The sequence below is a fragment of the Paenibacillus sp. J2L1-98 genome (assembly GCF_056269405.1).
This window is the reverse complement of the sequence record NZ_JBWDNW010000012.1, coordinates 65,669-88,556: the sequence shown is the minus strand read 5'-3', so window position 1 is coordinate 88,556 and position 22,888 is coordinate 65,669. Positions and strand designations below refer to the sequence as shown.

The window sequence follows — 22,888 nt, the reverse complement described above, 5'->3', positions numbered from 1 at the left end:
GTCTATGAAAAAATTTTTAGTAATCAAGAGTGTAGTGTTTACGATGATGGCTCTTTTGCTTGTCCTGTCAGGATGCAGTACTGGAAGCGGCGGAAATGGCTCGGAAGAGAAAAACGAACCTGCTAGTTCAACAACAACGGACAATACAAATAAAAGGTTAAAAATCGGTGTTACTCACTATGGTTTGAAAAATGAATTTACAGTATTGATCAGTGATGCCCAAAAAGAAAAGGCGAAAGAACTTGGCGTAGATATTGAGGTTTTCGACGGCAACTATGATGTTAACACGCAAATGAGCCAGTTCGAGAATATGATTACCCAAAAATATGATGCCATTATTTTCTCTCCAGTAGATGTTGATGCTATGGCTGTTGCTGTAGATAAAGCGGTAAAAGCGGGGATTCCGGTTTTCGGCGTAAACACAAAAGTGAACAGCGATAAGTTGACATCCTATATCGGTTCTAATGATGTCACTGCAGGCGAGATTGAAATGAATTGGATGGCAGAGAAGCTTGGCGGAAAAGGAAATATCGTCATTTTGGAGGGTCCGATCGGAAGTTCCGCTCAGGTTCAAAGAAAAGAAGGCATTCATAATGTTCTAGCAAAATATCCGGATATTAAAGTGTTGGCTGAAAAGACAGCTAACTGGTCCCGTTCGGAGGGTCTTACTTTGACGGAAAACTGGTTGCAGGCTTTTAACGGTAAAATTGACGGTGTAGTTGGTCAAAATGATGAGATGGCTCTTGGAGCGACTCAAGCACTTGAAGGTAAAGGGCTTAATGATCGGAACAAGCTCCCTGTAGTAGGTGTGGATGCGATTTCTGACGCACTGAAAGCAGTCAAAGATGGACGTCAAAATGCTACAGTGTTTCAAGATGGAAAAGGTCAAGGCGCACAATCTGTAGAGGTTGCCGTAAAGTATCTCAAAGGGGAAAAAGTTGAGAAAGAATATATGATTCCTTTCCAGCTTGTTACTCCGGACAATTTAAGTGAATTTGTGAAGTAATTAACGGATCTATTTTCGAATATGAAATCATTATTGAAGGAGCAGATGAATATTTATTCATGCTGCTTCTTCAATTTTTTTATGCGTCTAGACCGGTAGACCAATAAGTCAAAAACATTAAAAAGTGTGGTGTTATCAGTTGAAACAAACTAAACGCGGAATCATTTTTTTTCAGTCAGTCGGTACAAAATTGTTTTTTATTATTTTTTGCAGCATCTTAGTTTGCGTACTCTCACAAGGGATATTTTCGTATTACAAATCAGAAGAAATGATTGAAAAGAAAGTTTCTGCTGTGGGCTCACAGACTATTGAACAGACGGCTGCTAAACTGGATTTACTATTCCAAAATTATTTAAATATAACCACACAAATTTCTTACGACGAAGAAATCCAGGGCATATTCTCTAAACTCGAGCAAAAAACATTACCTGAATCTGATGAATTCGAATTAACACAACTTTTGAATATGAAGTTTCGAAGTACTTTCATGAAAAACACACTTGTTAAAGGAGCGGCCTTGATCCCAGTTAAAGAAGGATTACCGAGCTTATTCGGAGGGTTAACTCATATTGATGAAAAGGCTGTAATGTCGGCTTCTTGGTTTCAAAAAACGCGGGAGCTGGATGGACAGGTTCTTTGGATTCCTACGCAGATTAGAGGGTTTAACAGTACAGATAGCAAAATAGCACCTAGTTTCGCTATTGCAAAGTTGTTAAAAAGCAGCACTTTACATGAAAATTTATATGTTTTGTTTGTAGAAATTGATGCTGAAATTTTGAGACAGCAACTTAAAAGTATAGATCTAGGAAAAGATAGTGAGATAAAAATTATAGATAATAAAAATACGATTATTTATTCCGATAGTTGGGACGAGATAGGGAAGTCTGCGAAGGCTGTTCCTGCAATAGAGGGTGAAGATGCTGTATCCAGCGCTTTCCGGGCTTACAATGACGATGGTGATGCTATCCTTAACATTTACCAGAAATTTAATTTGGTGGATTGGCGACTCGTAGGTATGGTTCCTGTAGTTTCGTTGACAGAGGATGCCAAACAAATTCGTAATTTGGCATGGATCACGGCTGTAATCGGAGGGTTAATTGCGATTTGTATCGGTTTTCTGGTGATTCGGATGATTGCTGCTCCGCTTAGTCAACTTAGCTACTTAATGAACCAAGGAGAAAAAGGGAATCTCAATGTACGTTCAAATATAAAAAAGCAGGATGAGATTGGTCAATTGGCGAACAGCTTTAACCAAATGATGACCCAGATAAATGGTTTGGTGAATCAAACGAACTATTCGGCTCAAGAGGTTTTAAAAACGGCAGGTTATTTGACGAATGATTCAAGGAGGACGATGTTTTCAGCCAAAGAAATTGCTGTTTCTACAGAGGAAATCGCTAGCGGTGCGAAGAAACTTGCCATGGAGGTAGAGAGTGGCAGCGGTTTGGCAAGGGATGTGGGTGTTCGTATGGAGAGTATGAAGAATGCCAGTATACAAATCGGGATTTCAGCATCAGAAGTAGAAAAAGCAAGCAAGACGGGGATTAATCATATGGCAATTCTCATACAAAAGACCGAATTGACAGAAGAAACAGCTGGCAATATGGTAAAGAAAATAGATCGTTTAAAGGACAGCACACGATCCGTACATAAAATCCTTACAGTACTAAACAATCTTACCAAGCAGACTAAAATATTGTCACTTAATGCCTCAATCGAAGCGTCTAGAGCTGGAGCAACAGGAAAAGGATTTATTGTTATTGCCGAGGAAATACGAAAGTTATCGGATCAGTCGCGTGAATCCATTGATATTGTCGCCCAAATTACAAATTCGATTCAGGAGGAAATCGAAGAAACGGTTGGTCTTTTGTCCAAAACGTATCCTATCATTCAAGAGCAAATTGAATCAGTGAAAGATGCCAATCAAATGTTTTTAACTGTTCAAGGCCAAATGGATGGTTTTATCAAGCATTTGTACGCTGTTACCGATTGCGTTGGCCATCTGGATCAGGCGTATGTAAATTTATCAGAAGTTATGATCAATGTCAGCGCAGTAGCTGAAGAAGCCTCCGTCAATTCCGAAGAAGTTGCTTTACTAAGTAATCAGCAATTAAGCGTTAGTGATCATTTGGTAGAGATCTCTGTTAATTTAGAGATGCTGTCGAATCTATTAAAAGAATCATTGTCCCGCTTTCAAATTCAAAGCTAAATAAAGCAGGGTCCCTTTGTGCAGACAGTGAGAAGTAAGCTTCTTACTGTCTACACAAAGGGATTTTTTTATGTTTCTGAGCTTGCTCAGGTATCATCAAGCGGGGTTACAACAAATGGCTTCGCCGGCCACGTACATTGTACGCGGCGGCAAAGCCACAATGCCTTAATTAAATTCAAATAAGGATGCCATGCAATCAACAAACATTTTGTTGTATTCATTCCGTGTTAAGTTCTTATTACAGTGGATATCTCTTCCTAAATATTGATACCAGCTAATTTCTGTTTGATCTTTTTTATAAATAAAGAGTTCGTTTTTGATTAAAAATTTATCATTTTCATAAAAAGGAACGTTTTCAAAATCCACTACTACATTTTTGTGTTCAGCAATTAATTTTGTCAAAATGAGGAGCATCTTAAATGGATCTTCAAATAATTCATATTGTTCATTCAATTTCCTTCACCTCTTTTATAAATTTGAGGATATGATATCACAAACAAAAAGAATTTTGAAGATATATTTTATAAAATGATAAAAAAGATTAAAAAATGAAAAGTAAATGTGAAGTAATTGAAAATCAATTTCGATGAACATTATTTGATGGCAACAACATTTTTTGCAGAACACGAAATTTTCGGAATTTCTTAGGCATCCAATGAACAAAATAAAACAAAAACTTTGCAACTTGCAAAAATGAAAACAATTGAAAGTAAAATTGACAAAATGATAATAAATAAATATAATTCAATAATAAATAATAGATTTTGAGAGTTCTTTGCACGTAGGAAATATCATTGTGCTATCTGTAAGCGATAACATTATGAGATGGAGGCTGTCTGATTTTTTGCAAGAAATGAAGGAGGAATTAAGGTGAACAATTTGTTAGGTAAACTCGGAATGGACTCTAAAATGGCGCTTGGGTATGTGGGCGTAATGTTTTTTATGATGGGAGACGGTCTTGAATTAGGATGGCTATCCTCTTATTTGACGGATCATGGTTTGAGCATGCAGCAATCCGCTCTTCTATTCAGCGTGTATGGTTTCGCCGTTGCAATCGCAGCATGGCTTTCTGGTGTTCTGGCTGAAATTCTCGGGCCAAGAAAAGCGATGAGTCTTGGCGTCGGTATGTTCGTGGCTGGAACCTTGGTTTTTCTTACTGTAGGGATTCCAACCATGAATCTGGCCGTAATGATTCCTACGTATTCTCTCCGCGGTTTGGGGTATCCGCTATTTGCCTACTCTTTCCTCGTGTGGATTACGTATTACGCTCCGAAAGAAAAATTGGGAACGGCTGTCGGCTGGTTCTGGGTTGCTTTTGCAGGCGGACTGAATGTCCTTGGAGCTTACTATTCCAGCTTTGCGCTTCCACTGCTGGGAGAGTTGAATACTTTGTGGAGCGCTTTAGTCTTCGTTGGTTTAGGCAGCGCGGTTGCAATTCTGTTAAATAAGAAAGAAACCGCAACACGGAAATTTAAAACCCGTGCCGACGCGTGGCGTTATATCTCAAAAGGAATAACGATTGCATTTGAAAAACCGAAGGTCGGCTTGGGCGGCATCGTAAGGACAATCAATACAGCGGGTGCTTATGGATTTGTCGTATTTCTGCCTGCTTTCATGATGGATATCGGATTTTCGAGAACGGAGTGGCTGCAAATTTATGGAGCGCTGTGGTCCAGCAACGTTATTTTTAATCTCATTTGGGGAATCGTCGGAGATAAGGTCGGATGGCGGAATACAGTCATGTGGTTCGGGGGCGTAGGGTGCGCAGTATTTACCCTTTGTCTTTATTATGTTCCGTTAGCAGTGGGCGATAATTATTTTGCCGTGATGCTGGCGGCAGCAGGTTTTGGTGCTTGTTTGGCGGCTTACGTTCCATTGTCTGCGTTGATTCCTTCCCTTGCTCCGGATAATAGAGGGGCCGCGATGTCAATTCTGAATCTCGGGGCCGGCTTAAGCACATTTGTGGGACCGGCAATCGTCGGCCTATTTATCGGTAGTGTAGGAACGGTTGGTATCATTTGGATTTATACTTCCTTGTACGTAACTAGTGCGTTTCTGATGAAGTTCATTACCCTTGAGCAGTCGAAAACAAAAAAGCAGGAAAATGTTGAGACGAAAAAACAGATGAAGTTGGCAGCAGAATTGAAAAGATAAAAAACGATAAGAAACAATAATAAAAAAATAAAAAAGTTCGACAAAAAAGATTATAAGTGATAAAATAAAATCATAAATAAAAGCAACAAAACAAAAAGTCTTTTCAGAAAGGAAGATGGGCATAATGAAAATTGGGGTAGGATCAGACCACAATGCATTCGAGATGAAAGAGGAGATTAGTCGGCTCATTCAAAATATGGGTCATGAAGTCGTTGATTATGGCTGTCAGGATTCATGCAATGAAATCGATTATCCCGAGGTTGCTTTTCAGGTTGCCGGCGACATTATAGATAACAAGCTGGACCGTGGCATTCTGGTATGCGGCACGGGCATCGGAATGGCGATTGCGGCCGGCAAAGTGCCCGGTATCCGCGCAGCAACTTGCCACGATACGTATTCGGCCGAAAGAGCGCAAAAAAGCAATAATGCCCAGGTTATAACGATGGGAGCAAAAGTAATTGGCGTAGAATTGGCCAAACAAATTGTAACTGCATATTTGGAATCGGAGTTTACCGGCGGCAATTCGGAAAGAAAGGTTAGGCAGATTATGGATAAAGAGAAGGCGTTTTTGGGAGGGGAAAGTGCTATCTCATGAAAAAACTTATCAATGATCCGAATCATGTAGTAGATGAAATGATCGAAGGGTATGTAAAAGCTTTTTCCCGCTATGTCAAACAGCTGCCGGAAAACAAGCGTTCCCTGGTTACGGCCAAGCAGACTCGCGAAGGGAAAGTCGGCATACTGATCGGGGGAGGCTCGGGACATGAGCCAGCCTTCATGGGTTATGTAGGCGAAGGGATGGCGGACGGCGTCGCGGTCGGAAATATATTTGCATCACCTCCACCGGATCCGATATTGGAAGCGACAAAAGCGATCGATAAAGAAGCGGGCGTCCTTTACATTTACGGCAATTATGCGGGGGATGTCATGAATTTCGGAATGGCGGCGGAGCTTGCCGATCTCGAGAGCGGAATTCAAATTGGAACCGTATTGGTAACGGATGATGTAGCTTCAGCTCCTAAAGAAGAAAAAGAAAAAAGAAGAGGCATTGCCGGCGAATTTTTTGTAACAAAGGTAGCAGGAGCTTCCGCCGATAAAGGCTATAATCTGGACGAGGTTGTTCGTGTGGCTGCCAAAGCAAATGACAACATGCGGACAATGGGTGTCGGTTTGACACCATGCTCGCTTCCGCAAACAGGCAAACCAAGCTTTGAACTTGAAGAAGATGAGATGGAGATCGGGCTTGGGCACCATGGGGAGCCGGGCATCGAGAAGGGGCCGCTTGAATCGGCGGATCAGGTAACGCAGCGCCTCATCCATGATATTTTGGAAGATATGCCGCTGGAACAGGGCGAGAAAGTTGCCGTACTAGTTAATGGGCTCGGGTCGACTACGCGCATGGAGCTGCTTATTATGTACCGGAGCGTCGAGAGCATTTTAAATAAAAAAGGCATCGTCATTCATCGTTCTTATGTAGGGGACTACAGCACCTCACTGGAAATGGGAGGCTGCTCTGTTACTCTGATCAAGCTGGACGAAGAGCTGCAAGAACTTATCGATTATCCTGCAGATTGCCCAATGTTTGTTCAAAAATAAGGAGGTTTTTTGGCATGATTACTTTTAGTGCGGATGATTTCAAAGCCTATTTGATAAGTGTTGCTGAGGTAATGGAAGAGAACAAGGAATACCTCTGTGAGCTCGATAGAAAACTGGGAGACGGGGACCATGGAGTAACGATGTCGATCGGCTGGCAAGCTATCCTGGAAACACTGCAGAATGAACTGAATGACGAGCAGGATTGTGGAAAGATCTTCGTAACCGTGGGACGGACTTTCTTAAGCGCTGTAGGATCTTCGGTCGGACCGCTGTATGCTACCGGATTTTTGCGAGGTGCCAAAGTGCTTCAAAATAAAACGGAAGTGACCGATGCCGAGCTGGCGGACTTTTGGATCGCCTTTATCGAAGGGATCAAAGAACGTGGTAAGGCTGAAGTTGGAGACAAAACGATGATCGATACGCTGCAGCCGGCCCTCATTAGCCTTAAGGAGAACTTCGAGCAAGACGGAAACTTTATCGCGGCGTTTTCGAAAGCGGTTTCTTCGGGCGTGCAAGGCATGGAATCGACAAAAGATTTACTTTCTAAGAGGGGAAGATCCAGCCGGCTCGGCGAGCGGTCGCTGGGTAATCAGGATCCGGGAGCGACATCGGCTTGTCTTATTTTGTCCACTTTCTTGACCAGTATCCAGTCTCGGCAAACCGTTTAATGATGCTGAATTTACCCGTTTGAATGAAAGAAGCGGAACAAAAAATGGCTTATGCAGGAGTGAAAAGGCATGCAAATAAAAACCAGTTTACAGGATCAATGGATCATCCAAGGCCTGACTTTGGATTTTCTACATGTTGCCCAGCAAGCTGCACTTGCCTCGTATCCCTGGATCGGCAAAGGGAATAAGCATGAAGCCGATGATGCAGGTACGACGGCGATGAGAAAACATATGAATCAAATCGGTATGCGAGGCCGCATCGTTATCGGAGAAGGCGAAATGGATGAAGCGCCTATGCTGTATATTGGCGAAGAGCTTGGAACCGGAGTTGGGCCGCAGGTAGATATCGCGGTGGATCCGGTGGAAGGCACAAGCCTAATGGCTAAAGGACAGGATAACGCGATCGCCGTCATCGCGGTATCCGCCGAAGGTGGTTTGCTGAATGCGCCGGATATGTATATGGAAAAAATTGCGGTAGGTCCCAAAGCGAAAGGGGTCATTTCTATAGAAGCTTCGCTGGCTGACAATATGGATGCCATTGCGAAAGCGCTTGGAAAAGAGAAGCATGAGCTGACCGTCATGATCCAGGAGCGAGGCCGGCACGATCATCTTATCAAGCAGGTGCTGGATGCCGGAGCCCGGGTTAAGCTATTTTCTGACGGTGACGTGACAGGGGTTATCGCTACCGCGCTCGACGAAATAGAAGTGGACATTTTAGTCGGTACCGGCGGTGCACCAGAAGGTGTGCTCGCGGCCACGGCTTTAAAATGCCTCGGTGGTGACTTTCAAGCCCGGCTTGTCCCGCAAAATCAGGAGGAACGAGACCGCTGCATCGCGATGGGACTCGAAGATCCGGAAAAAATTCTTACGCTTGATGACATAATTAAAACCGAAGATTGTTTCTTTGTGGCTACCGGCATAACGGACGGATTTCTACTTCGGGGAGTCCGGAAAAAAACAGGCGACGCTATGGTGACACATTCTTTTGTCGCTGCCGCAAGCAAAAACAAAAACAGAACTTATCAGTTTATTGAATCCAGGCATTGAATGAAAGAACAGGGAAAAGGCTCATCAAGTATTGCGGTCATCGGACGGAACATGCGAATGCCGTTAGAGTACCGGTAACCCTTTCCCGTGGAAAAAAAGGGCAGGATCGCCAACAGGCGAATCCACCCTTTTTTTCTTATGACCGGTATCTTTGTTGAAATTAGCTTTAACGATAATGATCGGAGGAACCTCAACGATGAAAACATTAGCTGTTTTAACAAGCGGACGTGAAGTCGCGGGGATGAATGCGACAATACGCGCGATAGTCCGGAGAGGCATCTTCAAGGCAACCGAAATTTATGGCGTACGCAGCGGATTCGAGGGTCTTATAAATGACGACTTTGTACCTATGAGCATCGGGACGGTCGGAGACATTATTCATCGCGGAGGTACTATACTTCAAAGTTCGCTTTCCGATGGTATGTTGACCGATGACATGATGCAGAAAGCTCTTGACCGATTATGCGATACGGGGATTGAAGGGCTCGTCGTTATCGGAGATAACGGATCGTTAAAAGCTGCATCGCAATTGTCCCGAAAAGGCTTTCCGATAATCGGGATACCCGCTTCGGCAGAAAATGATATTGCCGGAACTGACTATTCGATCGGTTTTGATACGGCCGTCAACACGGCGGTCGAAGCGATCGATAGAATCCGGGACACCGCTTCCTCCCATGAAAGGACATACGTTATCGAAGTATTGGGGCAAAGCTCGGCGCAAATTGCGTTATTGGCGGGTTTATGCGTGGGTGCCGAATCCATTCTAATGCCGGGATCCGACAGCGATATGGAAGACATCATTCAAAGGATTGAACAAGGATATAAACGGGGGAAAACCCACAGCATTATTATCGTTTCCGAAGGATTCTCCCAAAAGAACGAGGTTGCAAATATAATTCAGGAAAGAACAGGCTTCGAAACAAAGTTTACCAGTCTCGGTCATTTGCAGCGCGGCGGATCGCCAAGCGCTTATGACCGGATGATCGGCAGCCAGATGGGGGCGATGTCTGTAGATCTGCTGTTGGAGCTGGAAAAAGGCCTGATGATCGGCATGAAAAAGCGTGAATTGACAGTCGCTTCGTTCGAACAGGCCGCCGTGACAAGGGAAAGCCGGGATATGTCCATTTACCGCTTGGCGCGAAGCCTTTCTATTTAGAACGTTCATTCAAAATTCGAAAGGCAGAGATGCAATGGAGAAACAATATAACGGAAGCAATACACACCCGGAAACTGATTCGATATATAGGAGGAAACGAAAGCTTATTATACAAGGAGGCTGATAGATGACAAAAATATATGTGAATTTCGATCTTATTTCATACAGCGGAACGATGCATATCGATTGTTTTCATGTACAGCACTTTTTGCAACTGGAGCTGCAGGAACGAACTTCGCAGAGTTGGAGAGAGTTCCGCAGCGAGAAGGAAGCGGAGGAGCATATCAACAAGGTAATGCTGAAAATACTCAGATGCAATTATTGCTTTAAAATAGAGAATACGGTTTGGACTTAAAAGTCTTTGCTATAAGCTGGAGTCGGTGCACAACTGGCGTCAGCTTCTTTATTTTTCTAAGTACCGGTATTCATATTAATGGAACAAAATGGCTCCCATCTGCATATACTTCAGACAGGCTTTATCTGGGGGCTGGTTAAATTATGCCGTTGCGTAAATTCGCTGCGATTATGATTGGAAGTATTCTAATTGCGGTTGGTATTAACTTCTTTCTCATTCCACTTGGTGTGCTGGATGGTGGAATCATCGGTATCGCGCTCATCATTAACTATTTATTTCACATAAAAGTTGGACTGGTTATGTTATTATGCAGTACCCCCATCTTCGTATTGGTCTGGTATTATAGCCGTGACATGCTCTATTACAGTATTATCGGGCTGCTATTTTCCAGCTATGTGATTGATCTATTGGAGCCTTATCAATATTATTTCCTTTATTACATAGAATGGACACCGTTTACAAGGTCGGTTATCGGCGGCTTTATTATAGGTACCGGAATCGGCACGATGATACGGTATGAAAGCAGTACGGGAGGCACGGATTTGCTGGCTCATTTTTTTGCGAAATTTGTGCCAATCAATGTCGGTATAATCATATTAATTATGGACTTAATGATCATAAGCGTAGGCGAGCTGCTGCTTCCGGGAGATACCTTTTTCTTATCGTTAATGACGATTACCGCTGGCGGGGTAGCCACAAGCTTTTGCACGCTAAACCGTTCGAAAGCGATACATCGGGCATGACAGCAGCTTTTTCCAATAAAAGCTGCTGAAGAATGCATATTATGTGATGATTTCATCCAAAATACACATGCATGAAAACAGAATGGAGGCCGAATCCTTGTGAAACCCGATCAGCTGAACAATGCCAATAACGAGAAACTGCCGGCTGCTTTTAACAATTTAAATCACTCGGGGACAAGCTATGCACAGCATGCGATAGAACATGTAACGAAAGAGAATTCAATTAACGAAGAAGCAGCAGAAAATTTGGTGAAACAGGTTATGCAAAATAAAGACAGTGAGTCCGAAAAGTGAAATAAAGAACTAATGAAACCGATTATTAGTGGTGGTAGCCGTACGAAATAAGCTGGCTTTACGAAGCCGGCTTATTTTGCCCGCTCCCGCTTGTTTCGAAATGCTCTTTAAGAAATAAGGACAGTTCTTCGCCTGATACGGGGCGGCTGAAAAAGTATCCTTGCGCTTCGTTGCACTGCTTATGCTGAAGGAAATGCAGCTGCTCCTCCGTTTCAACGCCTTCCGCAATCACTTTTAAATCCAGATTATGTGCCATATCGATTATCGTATGAACAAGCGCTGCATCCTTAGAATCCGCAAAAATATTGCTTGTAAAGGAGCGGTCAATTTTTAAACTGTCGATGGGGAACAGCTTCAAATAGCTCAAAGAAGAATATCCTGTTCCAAAATCGTCGATGGATAGATGTATTCCCATTGCTTTTAGTTTTTGCATGGTAGAAATAGCATATCTCGAATCCTGGATGATGCTTTCCGTAAGCTCAAGCTCAAGATGCTGAGGGTCAAGATCTGTTTCTTTTAAAGTTTTACTGATCATTTCCACTAAATTATTTTGCTGAAATTGACGGGAAGAAATATTGACAGCGATGCGTAAAGGAGGAAATCCTGCGTTTTGCCAAGTTTTATTTTGGCGGCACGCCTCGTGAAGCACCCACTCGCCAATTGGGATGATTAGTCCGGTTTCCTCCGCTAACGGGATAAAATCAACGGGAGAAATATTCCCCCACTCCGGGTGCTGCCAACGGATAAGTGCCTCTACGCCAGTCACTTTACCGGTAATGACCTCAATTTGCGGCTGATAATAAACTTTAAGCTCGCCGCGATCCAATCCTTTGCGGAGTCCCATCTCTAATTTCATTTTTTGGGAAACCAATTCATTCATATCAGGTGTGTAAAACTGAAAATTATTTTTCCCTTGCTCCTTAACACGGTACATGGCTGTATCCGCATTTTTGATCAAGGTCTCAATATCCCTGCCGTCGGCCGGATACAAGCTAATCCCAATCGATGGGGTTACAAACATCTCGTGCTCGCCTAGTACAACCGATTGTATGAATAAATCAATTATTTTTTGTGCTTTTTTCGTAATCTCATCAGAAGTCGTATTGGGCAGAAGCACAATAAACTCATCTCCGCCTTGGCGTGAAAGGGTATCCGTTTTACCTATGCTGGCTTGAATCCGCTTCGCAATCTCAATTAATAAACGATCTCCCATCGCATGCCCTAACGTGTCGTTAATATATTTGAACCGATCCAAGTCGATAAACAAAATGCCTATGATCTGTTTATTTTCACCTGCCTGATCCAAGGCTTGGGTGAGGCGATCATTTAGTAAAAGTCGATTTGGCAACCCTGTTAAAGGGTCAAGATAGACCATTTGATTAATTTTTTGTTCGGTTTTTTTGCGCTCGGTAATATCTCGAATGATGCTGCTGAAGTAGGTATTTCCTTCCTCTACCCAAGCGGCAAGAGAAAGCTCGATCGGAAATTCGCTTCCGTCTTCTCTTAGACCTTGCAATTCAACCGTTTTCCCCATCACGTGGGGTTGTCCTGTGTTCAGATATCGCTCCATTCCTTTTATATGAGCTTCTCTGTACCTGGCAGGTATTATAATTTGCAGTTTTTTGCCTAAGGCGTCTTTTTCTTGATAGCCAAAAATAAGCTGTGCTCCGGTGTTCCATGAAATGATAGTGCCCTTGCTGTCGGCCAAAATAATGGCGTCGCTTGCGGACTCGATCACGGAACGGAATTTTCTTTCTGAGCCTAAAGATTGTGATTCAAATCGGTTTTCAATAAAGGTGCTGATAAACACTAATCCAAAAATGATCAGCATGCCAATGCCAATCGAATACGCTAGAAGCGTATTATCGATCGATGATCCCGCCAAACTGATTTGCCCATGATCGTGTTTGAACGTCGCAGCAGACATCCCGGTGAAGTGCATACCCGTTATAGCTATCCCCATAATTAGGGCGCTACCTGCTTTTCTCCATCCAAAGCCCGGTTTATTCGAATTTTGCTGCACGAAAAACAGCAGAAGCAGAGCTACTAATGAAACGACAAAAGCGATGACGGCAGAAAGAGCGAGTAGATTACGGTTATATACAATCGTTGCTTCCATCACCATAGCTTTCATTCCGGTATAGTGCATAGAAACAATTCCGCTTCCAATGAAAAAGGCTCCCGTTATAATTTGGAATTTGCTCAAAGAAGGTTGACTTACCAGATGTAACGCTAACATGGATGAAAAAAGAGCAGGAATAATCGAAAAAATGACCAGTGTTAAATTGTACGTGACGGGAATAGATAAATGGAAAGCAAGCATAGCTATAAAATGCATGGACCATATGCCCATCCCCATAGCAAATGCCCCGCAAGCTAACCATATGTAGCGTATGGAACCTTTTGCCTTACGTATACGAATGGTCAGATCTAATGCGGCAAATGAAGCAATAATCGCGATAATGATAGAAAGAAGGACAAGGGGAAAGTCGTAGATGGTTGAGAGTGTCTCCATAATGAATATTTCAATTCTCCTTATTTGGTCAAGAATTTGAATGATCCAATCATCCAATCATCCAATCATCCAATCGTTCAACTCGGAAAACGACATTGTTCCATTACATTCGACTAACTGGCTTAATTTACCTGCTTTAGTAGTAAAAGATTCCTACACGATTAGAGCGGAACTTACAGCTTTCGAATACTTTTATGGTTCTTTTGTCGCAGCAGTATTGAAGCACTTGAGCTATTTTCGCCTACTCCATGTCTGGCTGACCAGTCTTGTCTTCGGATGTTTAGATATCTATCTATGTCGGGCAGTTCACGACCGTCATAGTATAGTTATGAGTTTAGAGGAGAAGGAGGAGGGATGTTATGGAAAGAAAAAATCTGAAATTATCATTATCTGGTTTAAGACCATGTCGAAATCCTAACTGCATATGGAATGAATTCCCGGGAGATCCCATTTATAGTCCTTCTACACCTGCCTACTATCAGACCGTTCGATTTAATAAGAGAGGATTTTCCCCATTTAATCGGGTGGGTGATCAACCAGCCTTTTATAAAATGTGGTACGACAATTTTAGTGATTTTCAAAATGGCGGTGGAATAAGCTTAGCTACCTCGCCGGATGGTATTAATTGGAGCCTTCTTGCAAATATGAATGGATTGTCCCAAAGTACATTTGGAGGATCTACTCCATTGATAGATTCCTCCCGTCACTCCAGGGTTTTGTTTGATCGCTCACAATTTGGTATAGGGTCACCATATCGAATATGGTATTGGGATTCTGCTTTTTTAAGTGTGAATCCTATAACGCCGAACACACTTCCTATGCTGAGAACGGCTAACTCAGCAGATGGAATAAATTGGGTAGCGGATACTCCCCTGCAACAGGACCCCACTTCACCGCTTCTTCCTGTTATGGCCAATTCTATAACTTATACGCAATGTTACGGACCGGCAGACATTTTATTTTTCCCGGATAATCCTCCAGTTCTCGATACGACAACTCCTTTTAATAACCGATATGTGATGTACTACAACATTAGTGACGGAAATATTGAGGAACTGGCGCTGGCTGTCTCGGCTGACGGTGTCACTTGGCGAAGGGAAGGTCCATTACCGGTGCTTTCAAGAGGCGGTCCTGGTACATGGGATGAAGTTCACGCCACCGAAGGCGCAGTAGTACTGCGTTTGGGCCCTAACAACTTCAAGATGTGGTACAGCGGCGGAGTCAGTACGAGCCATGAAGGAATCGGCTGCGCTTCTTCAACGGATGGGCTGAATTGGGTGAAATTCCCGGGTAATCCGATTTTCAGTGTCTTTTCCGGCCCGAGTTGGAGAACGGGAGGGACACCCCCAAATGTTGCGCGTACTCATAATCCATGGGTATTGACTGATTCAATGAGGTTTAACGGTCACGGCGACATGGTCTGCTCCAAGTTTTGGATGACGGGTGGACCGCCAGTTAATAACACTACTGGTGCAGGGGATGATCCTCAAATTGGATATGCCACAAATCCTAATGGGTAAGGTTTAATACGTTTACATGCTTCGAGATTCAGGGCTCCCTTTTTTGGTCATGTTGTTCTGAACAAACGCCATACGACCATAAATTCGGAGCCCGTTTCATGTCTTTTTGCAGCCTTTCTTTCGAAGCGGAGTGCAGAGTCTATTACCTTTTATAAAAGAATGAAGGTGCTTCTGGCAGTGAAAATAATTTTTTTTACTATGAAAATGGTGACTTGCAATGCCGGTTTCTAAATGGGAACAATACCGTATAATGAAAGGTAATAAAATAATATCGGCTCATGTGCCAGAAACCTATATATTGACGAAGAAGTCATTTCGGAAAGCATTCAATAAACATACCCAATTCATTGTTAAACCTGATTTAGGCAGATTTGGCAATAATATAATTCAAGTATCCAAAGTTGGTGAGAACCTTTTTGAGATACATCATGAATGCGATAAACTCACAATAGAAGGACGAGAGAAAACATTTCAATACATTAAAAAAAATTTTCATTCTAAACCATATCTTCTCCAACAGAAAATAAACTTAGCTTCTATTGATGACTGTTTATTCGATCTGCGTGTTATGGTACAACGGAGAAAGGGATCATCAAAATGGAAGGTTACAGGAAAGCTGGTCAAGATCGCAAAAAAAGGGTACATCATCACAAACGAAATTAAGGATATAGTGATAGTCGAAGAAGCTATTCAAAACTCCTCCCTGAAGGATACGCCGCTTCTGGGTTTAATAGCTGAAATTGATCGCGTGGCTCTATTAGCAGCTAATCGATTTGGGACCATTTTTACTAGATCCCGTATGATAGGTTTTGATATAGGAGTGGATGAAAAAGGGGAAATATGGGTGATAGAAGCGAACTTTTATCCTATAATATCTTTTTTTCAATTTCTGGAAGATAAATCGATGTATCAAGAAATAATAAAATTTTCGTCATCCCATTCTTAGCTTGTTTCACAACCGAAGGGGCGCCATGGGCGCCACTTGTTGAAAATACACTAACCGCAGGCTCGTCCTTAGAAGATTAAGGGTGAGCCTGCGTGCTCGAGTAGATGCGATCCTCAGCGTTGCCAGTCACGAGTTCGCATAAGTCCGACGATGCAAGCTTGTCGAGGTAAGCAGCAACGGCAATGTAGATGCCGGGCTTGCCGGTAGACATCCGCACATCCGCAACGAGCTTCTGCTCGATAAGGAAGTTCGATATCGCCAGCGTGCTGATGCGTCCATATTTGAGGGCATCATCTATAACACGCTGAGCAGGAGGAGGCAGGTAAAAGGGGCTTGAGCTCTTGGCCGTCGAGCTGCTGTTCATTTCGGCTTCCCGCATAGCGGCGCCGAGCTTCCGACCGGCTTCCTCGAACGCTTTAGCGTCTTGATTAACCGGAGGCTCATCAAACAGAAACGCGCCTTGGCTCGCTTCCGTATCATCGAAGACGAATGCGCCTTGGCTCGCTTCCGTATCATCGAAAACGAACGCGGCTTGGCCGCCGTCTGTTTCTTTGAAGCTGAACGCGGCTTGGCCGCCGTCTGTTTCTTTGAAGCTGAACGCGGCTTGGTTACCGTTAGTTTCTTCAAAGCTGAACGCGATTGGAACTGCGTCTTCCTTGCTGGAGCTGAAGGCAGCTGGAGACCCGCTACCGTCGTCTTTCTCTGCCGGGAAAAAATTTTGGCTGCCGTTGGTCAGAGCGTCTGCGTAAGGCTGCTTTATGCCGGCTGCTTGGTCTGACGGCTCATTGTAATAGGTGAGCGCCGCTGCAATCCTCTTTTGTCTGCTTGCTTGATCGAGTTCGCGCAGTCTGCCGCGCAGCCGCGCCAGCTGCCTGTCGAGCAGCGGAAGCTTCGCATCCAAATGAGCCTGAATATCAGGCGGCACATCCAGCTCATCCGGCAGCGGCAAGAAGAGATGCTGATCAAGCTGCCAGCCATCCCGGTATTTGCAAAGCATCTCGTTCATCTCGCCGTCGAGCACGTCGAAGCCTTTCATAATATCCGATATGGCCTTCGCATCGATCCCGGTGTGCAGCTGTAAATGCTCGATGCCGAAGTAACGAATCGTATTTGTAGGCAGATGCAGCACCTGATGCTGATAGCGCAAGGAACGGCCGCACTCGCATTTCGTATGCGGCGACACCTCGCCGCTATCGGTAAATCCTATATAGTCCCATTCCTCAATAAACGACTCAATATCCTCAAACTGTGCGTCCTCGGGAATGAATTGACATTTTTTCCGGGCTAGCTGACGTGCGAACAACGTTCTTCTGCCTCTGACAAGCTCATGATGTATGAAGTGACGTTGCTCCTCCGACAGTTCCCCCATTATGCTATCGCGCTGCTCCAGCGTCATCCCGTACTTCATCTCGCACCCCCGTATCTATATCATTGACTTAAAATAAAATTAAATTTTGCTAAATCATTTACTCACATTATAGTTGGGGTAGATGAATAAGTCATTAAAGACCTTTACTTACAGCGGTTAGATGAAATAGGCTGGTCGGTGAATGAGGCTGCATAATCATTTATAATGAAGGTTAGATTCAGCGTTCTGAGAGGAGCTGCTGCAGGAGGAGGAGGAGATTTTACATATGTCCAGCAAGAAAGAGAAGCTCGAGGCTCCGAAAATACCGGAGGGGCTGACGGCGTTTGTCGTATCCGATTACGAATGGGCTGATGAGCATGAGATTAGCGATAGCATTATTCAAGACTGCAGCATTCATAATCAATCGGCTTATAAGGCTTGCTTCGACAGAGTGGTGTTTGCTAATGTTGTGTTCCGGGGTACGAGCTTGAGAAAAGCGGAATTTACCGATGTCCGTTTCGAGAATTGCGATTTATCGAATATCGATCTGAGCGAAAGTATTTTGCATCGGGTTTCTTTTCACAACTGCAAGCTGCTGGGGATGGATATTACAGGCTCCACGCTGCGCAACGTATTGTTCGAGCAATGCTATGCCGATTACGCTGTATTGCGCTTCACGAATGTGAAGGGCGTTAAGTTCGAGAAAAGCTCGCTAGCGAAAGCGGATATGTCTAATATGTCATTATCCAACTTTTATTTAAACGAAGTAAATATCGATCAGGCGCAGCTGTCGCAAACAAAGCTTGGCGGCATCGATCTAAGCAGCTGCGAATTCGGCAGCTTGGGCGTTGCGCTTGACGATTTGCGGCGCTGCATCATATCGCCGGCGCAGGCGATTACGTTCGCGACGAATTTTGGACTTGTCGTGAACGACGGCTTGTGATGAAGGCGTGACCGATAGAGAAGTGAAAGCCCCGGAAGGCCCCATGGCCTGAAGGGGAATTGTTGCCAGCTTCGTATAATAATGATAATAACGCAAGGCATCTGTGAATAAGGGATGTCTTGCGTTTATTTTTGTGCGATAAAAATGATATACTGTACTGAAAAGAATCGATTATTATGGAAAACGATGATATGATTTAACTAACGATATTCGACGACGATTAATTGTTCGCATGTAGGAGGCTATTTACAGATGGAGTACATCAGTACAAGAGGCAATGTTGGCAAAATAGGATTTATCGACGCGTTTATGATGGGTCTGGGCGACGATGGAGGCCTGCTCGTTCCAAACGAGATCCCGGTTATTTCCCCGGAAACGTTGAAGGAATGGCAGGAGCTTAGCTATCAGGAGCTGGTGCTTGCTATTTTCTCGTATTATACGAACGGTGAAATTCCAGAGCAAGATTTGAAGGACATGGTATATGCAAGCTATTCAACCTTCCGCGATCCGGAAGTGACGCCGGTGCGCAAATTGAAGGACGATCTTTATTTGCTGGAGCTGTTCCATGGCCCGACCTTCGCTTTTAAAGATATCGCCCTGCAATTTATGGGCCAGCTGTATACGTATGTAGCCGCTAAGCAAAATAAAAAGATCCACATTCTCGGAGCAACCTCCGGCGATACGGGAGCCTCGGCAATTGAGGGCGTCAAAGGCAAGGAAGGCATCAAAATTTGTATCCTTCATCCTCATGGCAAGGTAAGTAAAGTGCAGGAGCTCCAAATGACGACCGTTCAGGACGATAACGTGCTGAATCTGTCGGTAGACGGCAACTTCGACGATTGCCAGCGCATGATCAAGGATTTGTTCGCGGACCTCGACTTTAAGGCGAGCAATCATCTGGCTGCGATCAACTCGATCAACTTCGTCCGTATCATGGCACAGACGGTTTATTACTTCTACGCTTACTTCCAGGTTGTGAAGCAGACGGATGCGAAGCAGGTGAATTTCAGCGTACCGACGGGCAACTTCGGCGATATTTTCGCGGGCTACCTGGCGAAGCGCATGGGACTTCCGGTTGGCAAGCTCATCTTGGCTACGAACGAGAACAATATTTTGGAGCGCTTTATTCTTGAGGGCGTGTACAAGCCGGGAGACTTCCGCAGCACGTACAGCCCGTCGATGGATATTCAAGTGGCGAGCAACTTCGAGCGTTATTTGTATTACGTTCTTGGCGAGGATGCCGCACAAATCCGCCAGCTAATGGATCAGTTCAAAGCGGAAGGACAAATCGTCATTTCCGGCGAAGCACTGAGCAAAGTACAAGCGGAATTTGGCGCGCATGGCGTACAAGGTCAGGAATGTCTTGCTACGATTAAGAAGTATGAAGCGGAAAACGGCTACCTCCTCGATCCGCATTCGGCTTGCGGCGTAGCTGCGGCTGACAAGTACAGCGGCGGTCAAGAGATTACCGTATCGCTTGCAACAGCTCATCCGGCCAAGTTCAATGAGGCGATTGAGCTTTGCGGCATCGAGCAGCAATTCCCCGAGCCAATTGCGTCGCTATTCAACAAAGAGCAGCGTCAAACCCGCGTAGACGGATCGCTTGCTGCGGTAGTGCGTGAGCTCGAAGCATTCTACAACGCAAAATAATAGTTAAAATGACATGTAAGGCTGTAGCAAAAAGGATCATTCCTTTCGCTGCAGCCTTTTTTTGCATGGATGATTGATTAGAAAGGAGCCGGGGGAATAAAACACATAGGGATGGCTAGCTGAGCAGTCCGCGTTAAAAGGAGAGTAGATTACCTATAATTGATCTTTACCAGCTGGGAGCGAAAAGGTTTGTTATCATGTTAGATACCGGGATATTGCAGAATATAATTATTTTAAACTGTATAAAAGGAAAAACTGTTCATCATCCCCAAGGTAATCGGTTTAGGAATAGGGGTTGTAGGTAATTAATAATTTACACTTAAGGTAAAATTTATTACTATAGATGAAATAAGCAAAAGGCGATGACGAGAAGAGTAAATAAAAACATTCTTTCGCAGAGAGCTCCGGCAGCTGAAAAGGAGCAAGGAATGCTTTATTGAAACAAGTCTCTGAGCATCACACCGGAACCTGAGCAAGGGGATGCTGTGACGGGAGCTCCTGTTAAAGAGCTAGAGTATAAGCATCCAAAGGTGCCGTACTTGAAGAGGTTGATATGGCGGCATATTAACGAATCTGGGGTGGTACCGCGAAAAATTTCGCCCCCAAGACGGTAAGTCTTGGGGGTGGAATTTTTTTTATTTTCCGGACGTGAAAAACAGAAAGAACCGCTGCTAACTCTAATAGGGAGGTTTTACGATGAGTAATGAAATGGAACCGTCCGTTGATCATTTTTTATACAAAATCATTAATGAAGACCTTGCGGCAGGAGCCTTCAGCCGGGAAATGTGCACACGGTTTCCTCCGGAACCGAACGGATACCTTCATATCGGAAGCGCCTATGCTATTCATACGAACCATACGGTGGCCCAAAAGTATAACGGGAAGTTTCATTTGCGCTTTGACGATACGAATCCGTTGAAGGAGGATATCGAATATGTTCATGCGATAATAGAAGATATGAATTGGCTGGGCTACAGTCCAGGCCGCCATATTTATTACGGCTCAGATTATTCGGATGACATTTTTAATGCTGCCGTCGCGTTGATCAAGAAAGGAAAAGCCTACGTATGCGATCTGTCGCCAGAAGAGGTTACGGCATATCGGGGGACGCTCACGGGACCCGGCAAGGACAGCCCATACCGAAATCGCTCGATAGATGATAACCTGGCATTATTCGCAAAAATGAAGAGCGGCAGCTTTCCTTCGTCTTCAAAGGTGCTGCGGGCCAAAATCGATATGAGCGCGCCTAACATCAATTTAAGAGATCCCGTCATCTACCGGATTATCCATGCGGATCATTACCGGACGGGGAATAAGTGGTGCATTTATCCGATGTACGATTTTGCTCACCCCATTCAAGATGCGATCGAGGGCGTCACCTATTCCTTATGCTCCATCGAGTTTAAAGACCATCGTCCTTTATATGAATGGGTGCTGCATGAACTGAATGTGGCAGAAGCTCCCAAGCAAAGAGAATTCGGAAGGCTGAATCTGACAGGAGTCGTTACGAGCAAACGTTATTTACGGCAGTTGGTAGAGGGGAAGTTTGTGGACGGATGGGATGATCCGAGGCTTCCGACGATCCGAGGATTTAGGAGAAGAGGTTTTACGCCGGAGAGCATTAGAAGCTTTATTGACGGAATCGGCATGATTAGAGCACAGAATTCAGTTGATATCGGTATGCTTGAGCATGCTGTAAGGCAGGATTTGAAAGCGAAGGTTAATGGCGTGATGGCCGTTATCCATCCGTTGAAGGTGATTATCACCAATTATCCAGAGGATCAAACGGAGCTGTTATCCATCGGTAATAATAGCGAGAATGAAGCGCTGGGCCAAAGAAAGGTACCCTTTTCCCGAACCTTATATATTGAACGGGATGATTTCATGGAGCGGTCCTCCAAAGGCTTTCACAGGCTGACGCCAGAAACGGAGGTCCGGCTAATCGGCGCCTATTTCATTAAGTGCAATGAAGTGGTGAAGGATGAAGAGAGCGGGGAAGTGATCGAGCTTCGCTGCACGTATGACCCGCAAACGAAAAGCGGAACGGGCTTTACCGGGCGGAAGGTAAAGGGGACGATTCATTGGGTGTCGGCGGATCACGGCATAAAGGCAGACGTTCACCTGTACGAGAGCCTGCTGCCAGGTAATGAAGCGCCGAAGGATAGCAATATTGCGTGGGACAGCGTTATTAACCCTAACTCATTGGTCATCGTTAAGGATTGTATCATCGAACCGTTCGCGAAAGCCCCTCAGCCCGAGGATAAATTTCAATTCGTCCGGCATGGTTATTTTTGCGTAGACAATAGGTATACGACGGACAAGAAACTGGTGTTCAACCGCATCGTACCGTTAAAGGATACTTGGAAAAAATAATCGGTTTGCACCGCTCCTCAGCAAAGGAAGTTTGCCGTTTACAGCAGACTTCCTTTTTTTGCGGTCAGTGGATTGCGGTAAAATCACTGCATGGAGGGGCGTGCTCTTTGAGGTTTAGAAGCCGAGCGGGCTATGGCTATTGTAATCGAAGAGCTGATTATTATCCTTTTGGCCCGGATCCGAAGCTCTTCCGCCGAGCCTTCTAACGGGTTGTCAGCCCGGCTTATCTCCAGCAATGCAGCTTTTGCCGCCTCTGCTGCGAGACCCTCGTCCTGCAATATAAAATGGGCAACCTGATAGGCGTAATGCTCAAGCCCTCTTAGACGTTGAAGCTTTTGTTCCAGTATAGTTGTTGTTGCTCTCAT

At 44.4% G+C, this 22,888-nt stretch carries 20 protein-coding genes and 1 other annotated feature; of the genes, 16 read left to right on the top strand and 4 right to left on the bottom strand.

The genetic code is table 11. The annotated features are described in order from the left end of the window. The first annotated feature begins 4 nt into the window (after positions 1 to 4). Complete coding sequence (locus AC0YNZ_RS20355) at positions 5 to 1,006, top strand: substrate-binding domain-containing protein (protein ID WP_475828334.1); 1,002 nt, start codon at positions 5 to 7, stop codon at positions 1,004 to 1,006. 139 nt (positions 1,007 to 1,145) lie between these two features. Further along, positions 1,146 to 3,215 carry a methyl-accepting chemotaxis protein gene (locus AC0YNZ_RS20350; RefSeq protein WP_475828333.1) on the top strand — a complete coding sequence of 690 codons (2,070 nt, stop codon included), beginning with the start codon at positions 1,146 to 1,148 and terminating at the stop codon, positions 3,213 to 3,215. Between the two features lie 165 nt (positions 3,216 to 3,380). Here the strand turns inward: AC0YNZ_RS20350 and AC0YNZ_RS20345 are convergent, their stop codons facing one another. After that, positions 3,381 to 3,668 carry a hypothetical protein gene (locus AC0YNZ_RS20345; protein WP_475828332.1) on the bottom strand — a complete coding sequence of 96 codons (288 nt, stop codon included), beginning with the start codon at positions 3,666 to 3,668 and terminating at the stop codon, positions 3,381 to 3,383. A gap of 444 nt (positions 3,669 to 4,112) precedes the next feature. On the opposite strand from AC0YNZ_RS20345, the gene AC0YNZ_RS20340 reads away from it, so the two are divergent. The 9 genes from AC0YNZ_RS20340 to AC0YNZ_RS20300 all read left to right on the top strand — a co-directional run bounded on the left by AC0YNZ_RS20340 (position 4,113) and on the right by AC0YNZ_RS20300 (position 11,228). Next, the gene (locus AC0YNZ_RS20340; protein WP_475828395.1) at positions 4,113 to 5,369 is read left to right on the top strand and encodes an MFS transporter; all 1,257 of its coding nucleotides are present in this window, start codon (positions 4,113 to 4,115) and stop codon (positions 5,367 to 5,369) included. 124 nt (positions 5,370 to 5,493) lie between these two features. Continuing rightward, on the top strand, positions 5,494 to 5,964 hold the full coding sequence (gene rpiB, locus AC0YNZ_RS20335) for a ribose 5-phosphate isomerase B (protein WP_475828331.1): 471 nt from the start codon (positions 5,494 to 5,496) through the stop codon (positions 5,962 to 5,964). After that, positions 5,961 to 6,965, top strand: a complete 1,005-nt coding sequence (locus AC0YNZ_RS20330) for a dihydroxyacetone kinase subunit DhaK (RefSeq protein WP_475828330.1) — start codon at positions 5,961 to 5,963, stop codon at positions 6,963 to 6,965. The genes rpiB and AC0YNZ_RS20330 overlap by 4 nt, the downstream gene beginning before the upstream one ends. A gap of 17 nt (positions 6,966 to 6,982) precedes the next feature. Next, positions 6,983 to 7,633 (top strand): dihydroxyacetone kinase subunit DhaL, encoded by a 651-nt coding sequence (gene dhaL / locus AC0YNZ_RS20325; RefSeq protein ID WP_475828394.1) that lies wholly within the window; start codon positions 6,983 to 6,985, stop codon positions 7,631 to 7,633. A 69-nt stretch (positions 7,634 to 7,702) separates the two neighbouring features. After that, on the top strand, positions 7,703 to 8,680 hold the full coding sequence (gene glpX, locus AC0YNZ_RS20320; RefSeq protein WP_475828329.1) for a class II fructose-bisphosphatase: 978 nt from the start codon (positions 7,703 to 7,705) through the stop codon (positions 8,678 to 8,680). 196 nt (positions 8,681 to 8,876) lie between these two features. Further along, positions 8,877 to 9,836 carry an ATP-dependent 6-phosphofructokinase gene (locus AC0YNZ_RS20315; protein ID WP_475828328.1) on the top strand — a complete coding sequence of 320 codons (960 nt, stop codon included), beginning with the start codon at positions 8,877 to 8,879 and terminating at the stop codon, positions 9,834 to 9,836. A 127-nt stretch (positions 9,837 to 9,963) separates the two neighbouring features. Further along, positions 9,964 to 10,191 carry a hypothetical protein gene (locus tag AC0YNZ_RS20310; RefSeq protein ID WP_475828327.1) on the top strand — a complete coding sequence of 76 codons (228 nt, stop codon included), beginning with the start codon at positions 9,964 to 9,966 and terminating at the stop codon, positions 10,189 to 10,191. A gap of 143 nt (positions 10,192 to 10,334) precedes the next feature. Next, positions 10,335 to 10,934, top strand: a complete 600-nt coding sequence (locus AC0YNZ_RS20305; protein WP_475828326.1) for a YitT family protein — start codon at positions 10,335 to 10,337, stop codon at positions 10,932 to 10,934. A 99-nt stretch (positions 10,935 to 11,033) separates the two neighbouring features. Then, complete coding sequence (locus AC0YNZ_RS20300) at positions 11,034 to 11,228, top strand: hypothetical protein (RefSeq protein WP_475828325.1); 195 nt, start codon at positions 11,034 to 11,036, stop codon at positions 11,226 to 11,228. Between the two features lie 58 nt (positions 11,229 to 11,286). Here the strand turns inward: AC0YNZ_RS20300 and AC0YNZ_RS20295 are convergent, their stop codons facing one another. Next, positions 11,287 to 13,800 carry an EAL domain-containing protein gene (locus tag AC0YNZ_RS20295; RefSeq protein ID WP_475828324.1) on the bottom strand — a complete coding sequence of 838 codons (2,514 nt, stop codon included), beginning with the start codon at positions 13,798 to 13,800 and terminating at the stop codon, positions 11,287 to 11,289. Positions 13,801 to 14,102: 302 nt separating this feature from the next. Here AC0YNZ_RS20295 and AC0YNZ_RS20290 point away from each other — a divergent pair, with 302 nt between their 5' ends. Then, positions 14,103 to 15,263: a hypothetical protein gene (locus AC0YNZ_RS20290; RefSeq protein ID WP_475828323.1), complete on the top strand. Its 1,161-nt coding sequence runs from the start codon at positions 14,103 to 14,105 to the stop codon at positions 15,261 to 15,263. Between the two features lie 217 nt (positions 15,264 to 15,480). Then, positions 15,481 to 16,209, top strand: coding sequence for a YheC/YheD family protein (locus AC0YNZ_RS20285; RefSeq protein WP_475828322.1), 729 nt, complete (start codon positions 15,481 to 15,483; stop codon positions 16,207 to 16,209). Between the two features lie 76 nt (positions 16,210 to 16,285). On the opposite strand, the gene AC0YNZ_RS20280 is transcribed toward AC0YNZ_RS20285, so the two are convergent. Beyond that, complete coding sequence (locus AC0YNZ_RS20280; RefSeq protein WP_475828321.1) at positions 16,286 to 17,617, bottom strand: DUF3895 domain-containing protein; 1,332 nt, start codon at positions 17,615 to 17,617, stop codon at positions 16,286 to 16,288. Positions 17,618 to 17,843: 226 nt separating this feature from the next. Between AC0YNZ_RS20280 and AC0YNZ_RS20275 the strand changes: the two genes are divergently transcribed. The 3 genes from AC0YNZ_RS20275 (at position 17,844) to AC0YNZ_RS20265 (ending at position 22,523) form a co-directional block, all read left to right on the top strand. Beyond that, positions 17,844 to 18,500 (top strand): pentapeptide repeat-containing protein, encoded by a 657-nt coding sequence (locus AC0YNZ_RS20275; protein ID WP_475828320.1) that lies wholly within the window; start codon positions 17,844 to 17,846, stop codon positions 18,498 to 18,500. A 252-nt stretch (positions 18,501 to 18,752) separates the two neighbouring features. Next, positions 18,753 to 20,150 carry a threonine synthase gene (gene thrC, locus AC0YNZ_RS20270; protein ID WP_475828319.1) on the top strand — a complete coding sequence of 466 codons (1,398 nt, stop codon included), beginning with the start codon at positions 18,753 to 18,755 and terminating at the stop codon, positions 20,148 to 20,150. Positions 20,151 to 20,503: 353 nt separating this feature from the next. Further along, positions 20,504 to 20,757, top strand: a binding site (T-box leader). A gap of 89 nt (positions 20,758 to 20,846) precedes the next feature. After that, positions 20,847 to 22,523, top strand: coding sequence for a glutamine--tRNA ligase/YqeY domain fusion protein (locus tag AC0YNZ_RS20265; RefSeq protein WP_475828318.1), 1,677 nt, complete (start codon positions 20,847 to 20,849; stop codon positions 22,521 to 22,523). 83 nt (positions 22,524 to 22,606) lie between these two features. On the opposite strand, the gene AC0YNZ_RS20260 is transcribed toward AC0YNZ_RS20265, so the two are convergent. Further along, the gene (locus AC0YNZ_RS20260; RefSeq protein ID WP_475828317.1) at positions 22,607 to 22,888 is read right to left on the bottom strand and encodes a hypothetical protein; all 282 of its coding nucleotides are present in this window, start codon (positions 22,886 to 22,888) and stop codon (positions 22,607 to 22,609) included.

Bases quoted from the DNA above. Each gene is read 5' to 3' on its own strand.
- AC0YNZ_RS20355 (WP_475828334.1), top strand. From the start codon at position 5: ATGAAAAAATTTTTAGTAATCAAGAGTGTAGTGTTTACGATGATGGCT.
- AC0YNZ_RS20340 (WP_475828395.1), top strand. From the start codon at position 4,113: ATGGACTCTAAAATGGCGCTTGGGTATGTGGGCGTAATGTTTTTTATG.
- rpiB (WP_475828331.1), top strand. From the start codon at position 5,494: ATGAAAATTGGGGTAGGATCAGACCACAATGCATTCGAGATGAAAGAG.
- AC0YNZ_RS20330 (WP_475828330.1), top strand. From the start codon at position 5,961: ATGAAAAAACTTATCAATGATCCGAATCATGTAGTAGATGAAATGATC.
- glpX (WP_475828329.1), top strand. From the start codon at position 7,703: ATGCAAATAAAAACCAGTTTACAGGATCAATGGATCATCCAAGGCCTG.
- AC0YNZ_RS20315 (WP_475828328.1), top strand. From the start codon at position 8,877: ATGAAAACATTAGCTGTTTTAACAAGCGGACGTGAAGTCGCGGGGATG.
- AC0YNZ_RS20310 (WP_475828327.1), top strand. From the start codon at position 9,964: ATGACAAAAATATATGTGAATTTCGATCTTATTTCATACAGCGGAACG.
- AC0YNZ_RS20305 (WP_475828326.1), top strand. From the start codon at position 10,335: ATGCCGTTGCGTAAATTCGCTGCGATTATGATTGGAAGTATTCTAATT.
- AC0YNZ_RS20290 (WP_475828323.1), top strand. From the start codon at position 14,103: ATGGAAAGAAAAAATCTGAAATTATCATTATCTGGTTTAAGACCATGT.
- AC0YNZ_RS20285 (WP_475828322.1), top strand. From the start codon at position 15,481: ATGCCGGTTTCTAAATGGGAACAATACCGTATAATGAAAGGTAATAAA.
- AC0YNZ_RS20280 (WP_475828321.1), bottom strand. From the start codon at position 17,617: ATGAAGTACGGGATGACGCTGGAGCAGCGCGATAGCATAATGGGGGAA.
- AC0YNZ_RS20275 (WP_475828320.1), top strand. From the start codon at position 17,844: ATGTCCAGCAAGAAAGAGAAGCTCGAGGCTCCGAAAATACCGGAGGGG.
- thrC (WP_475828319.1), top strand. From the start codon at position 18,753: ATGGAGTACATCAGTACAAGAGGCAATGTTGGCAAAATAGGATTTATC.
- AC0YNZ_RS20265 (WP_475828318.1), top strand. From the start codon at position 20,847: ATGAGTAATGAAATGGAACCGTCCGTTGATCATTTTTTATACAAAATC.
- AC0YNZ_RS20260 (WP_475828317.1), bottom strand. From the start codon at position 22,888: ATGAGAGCAACAACAACTATACTGGAACAAAAGCTTCAACGTCTAAGA.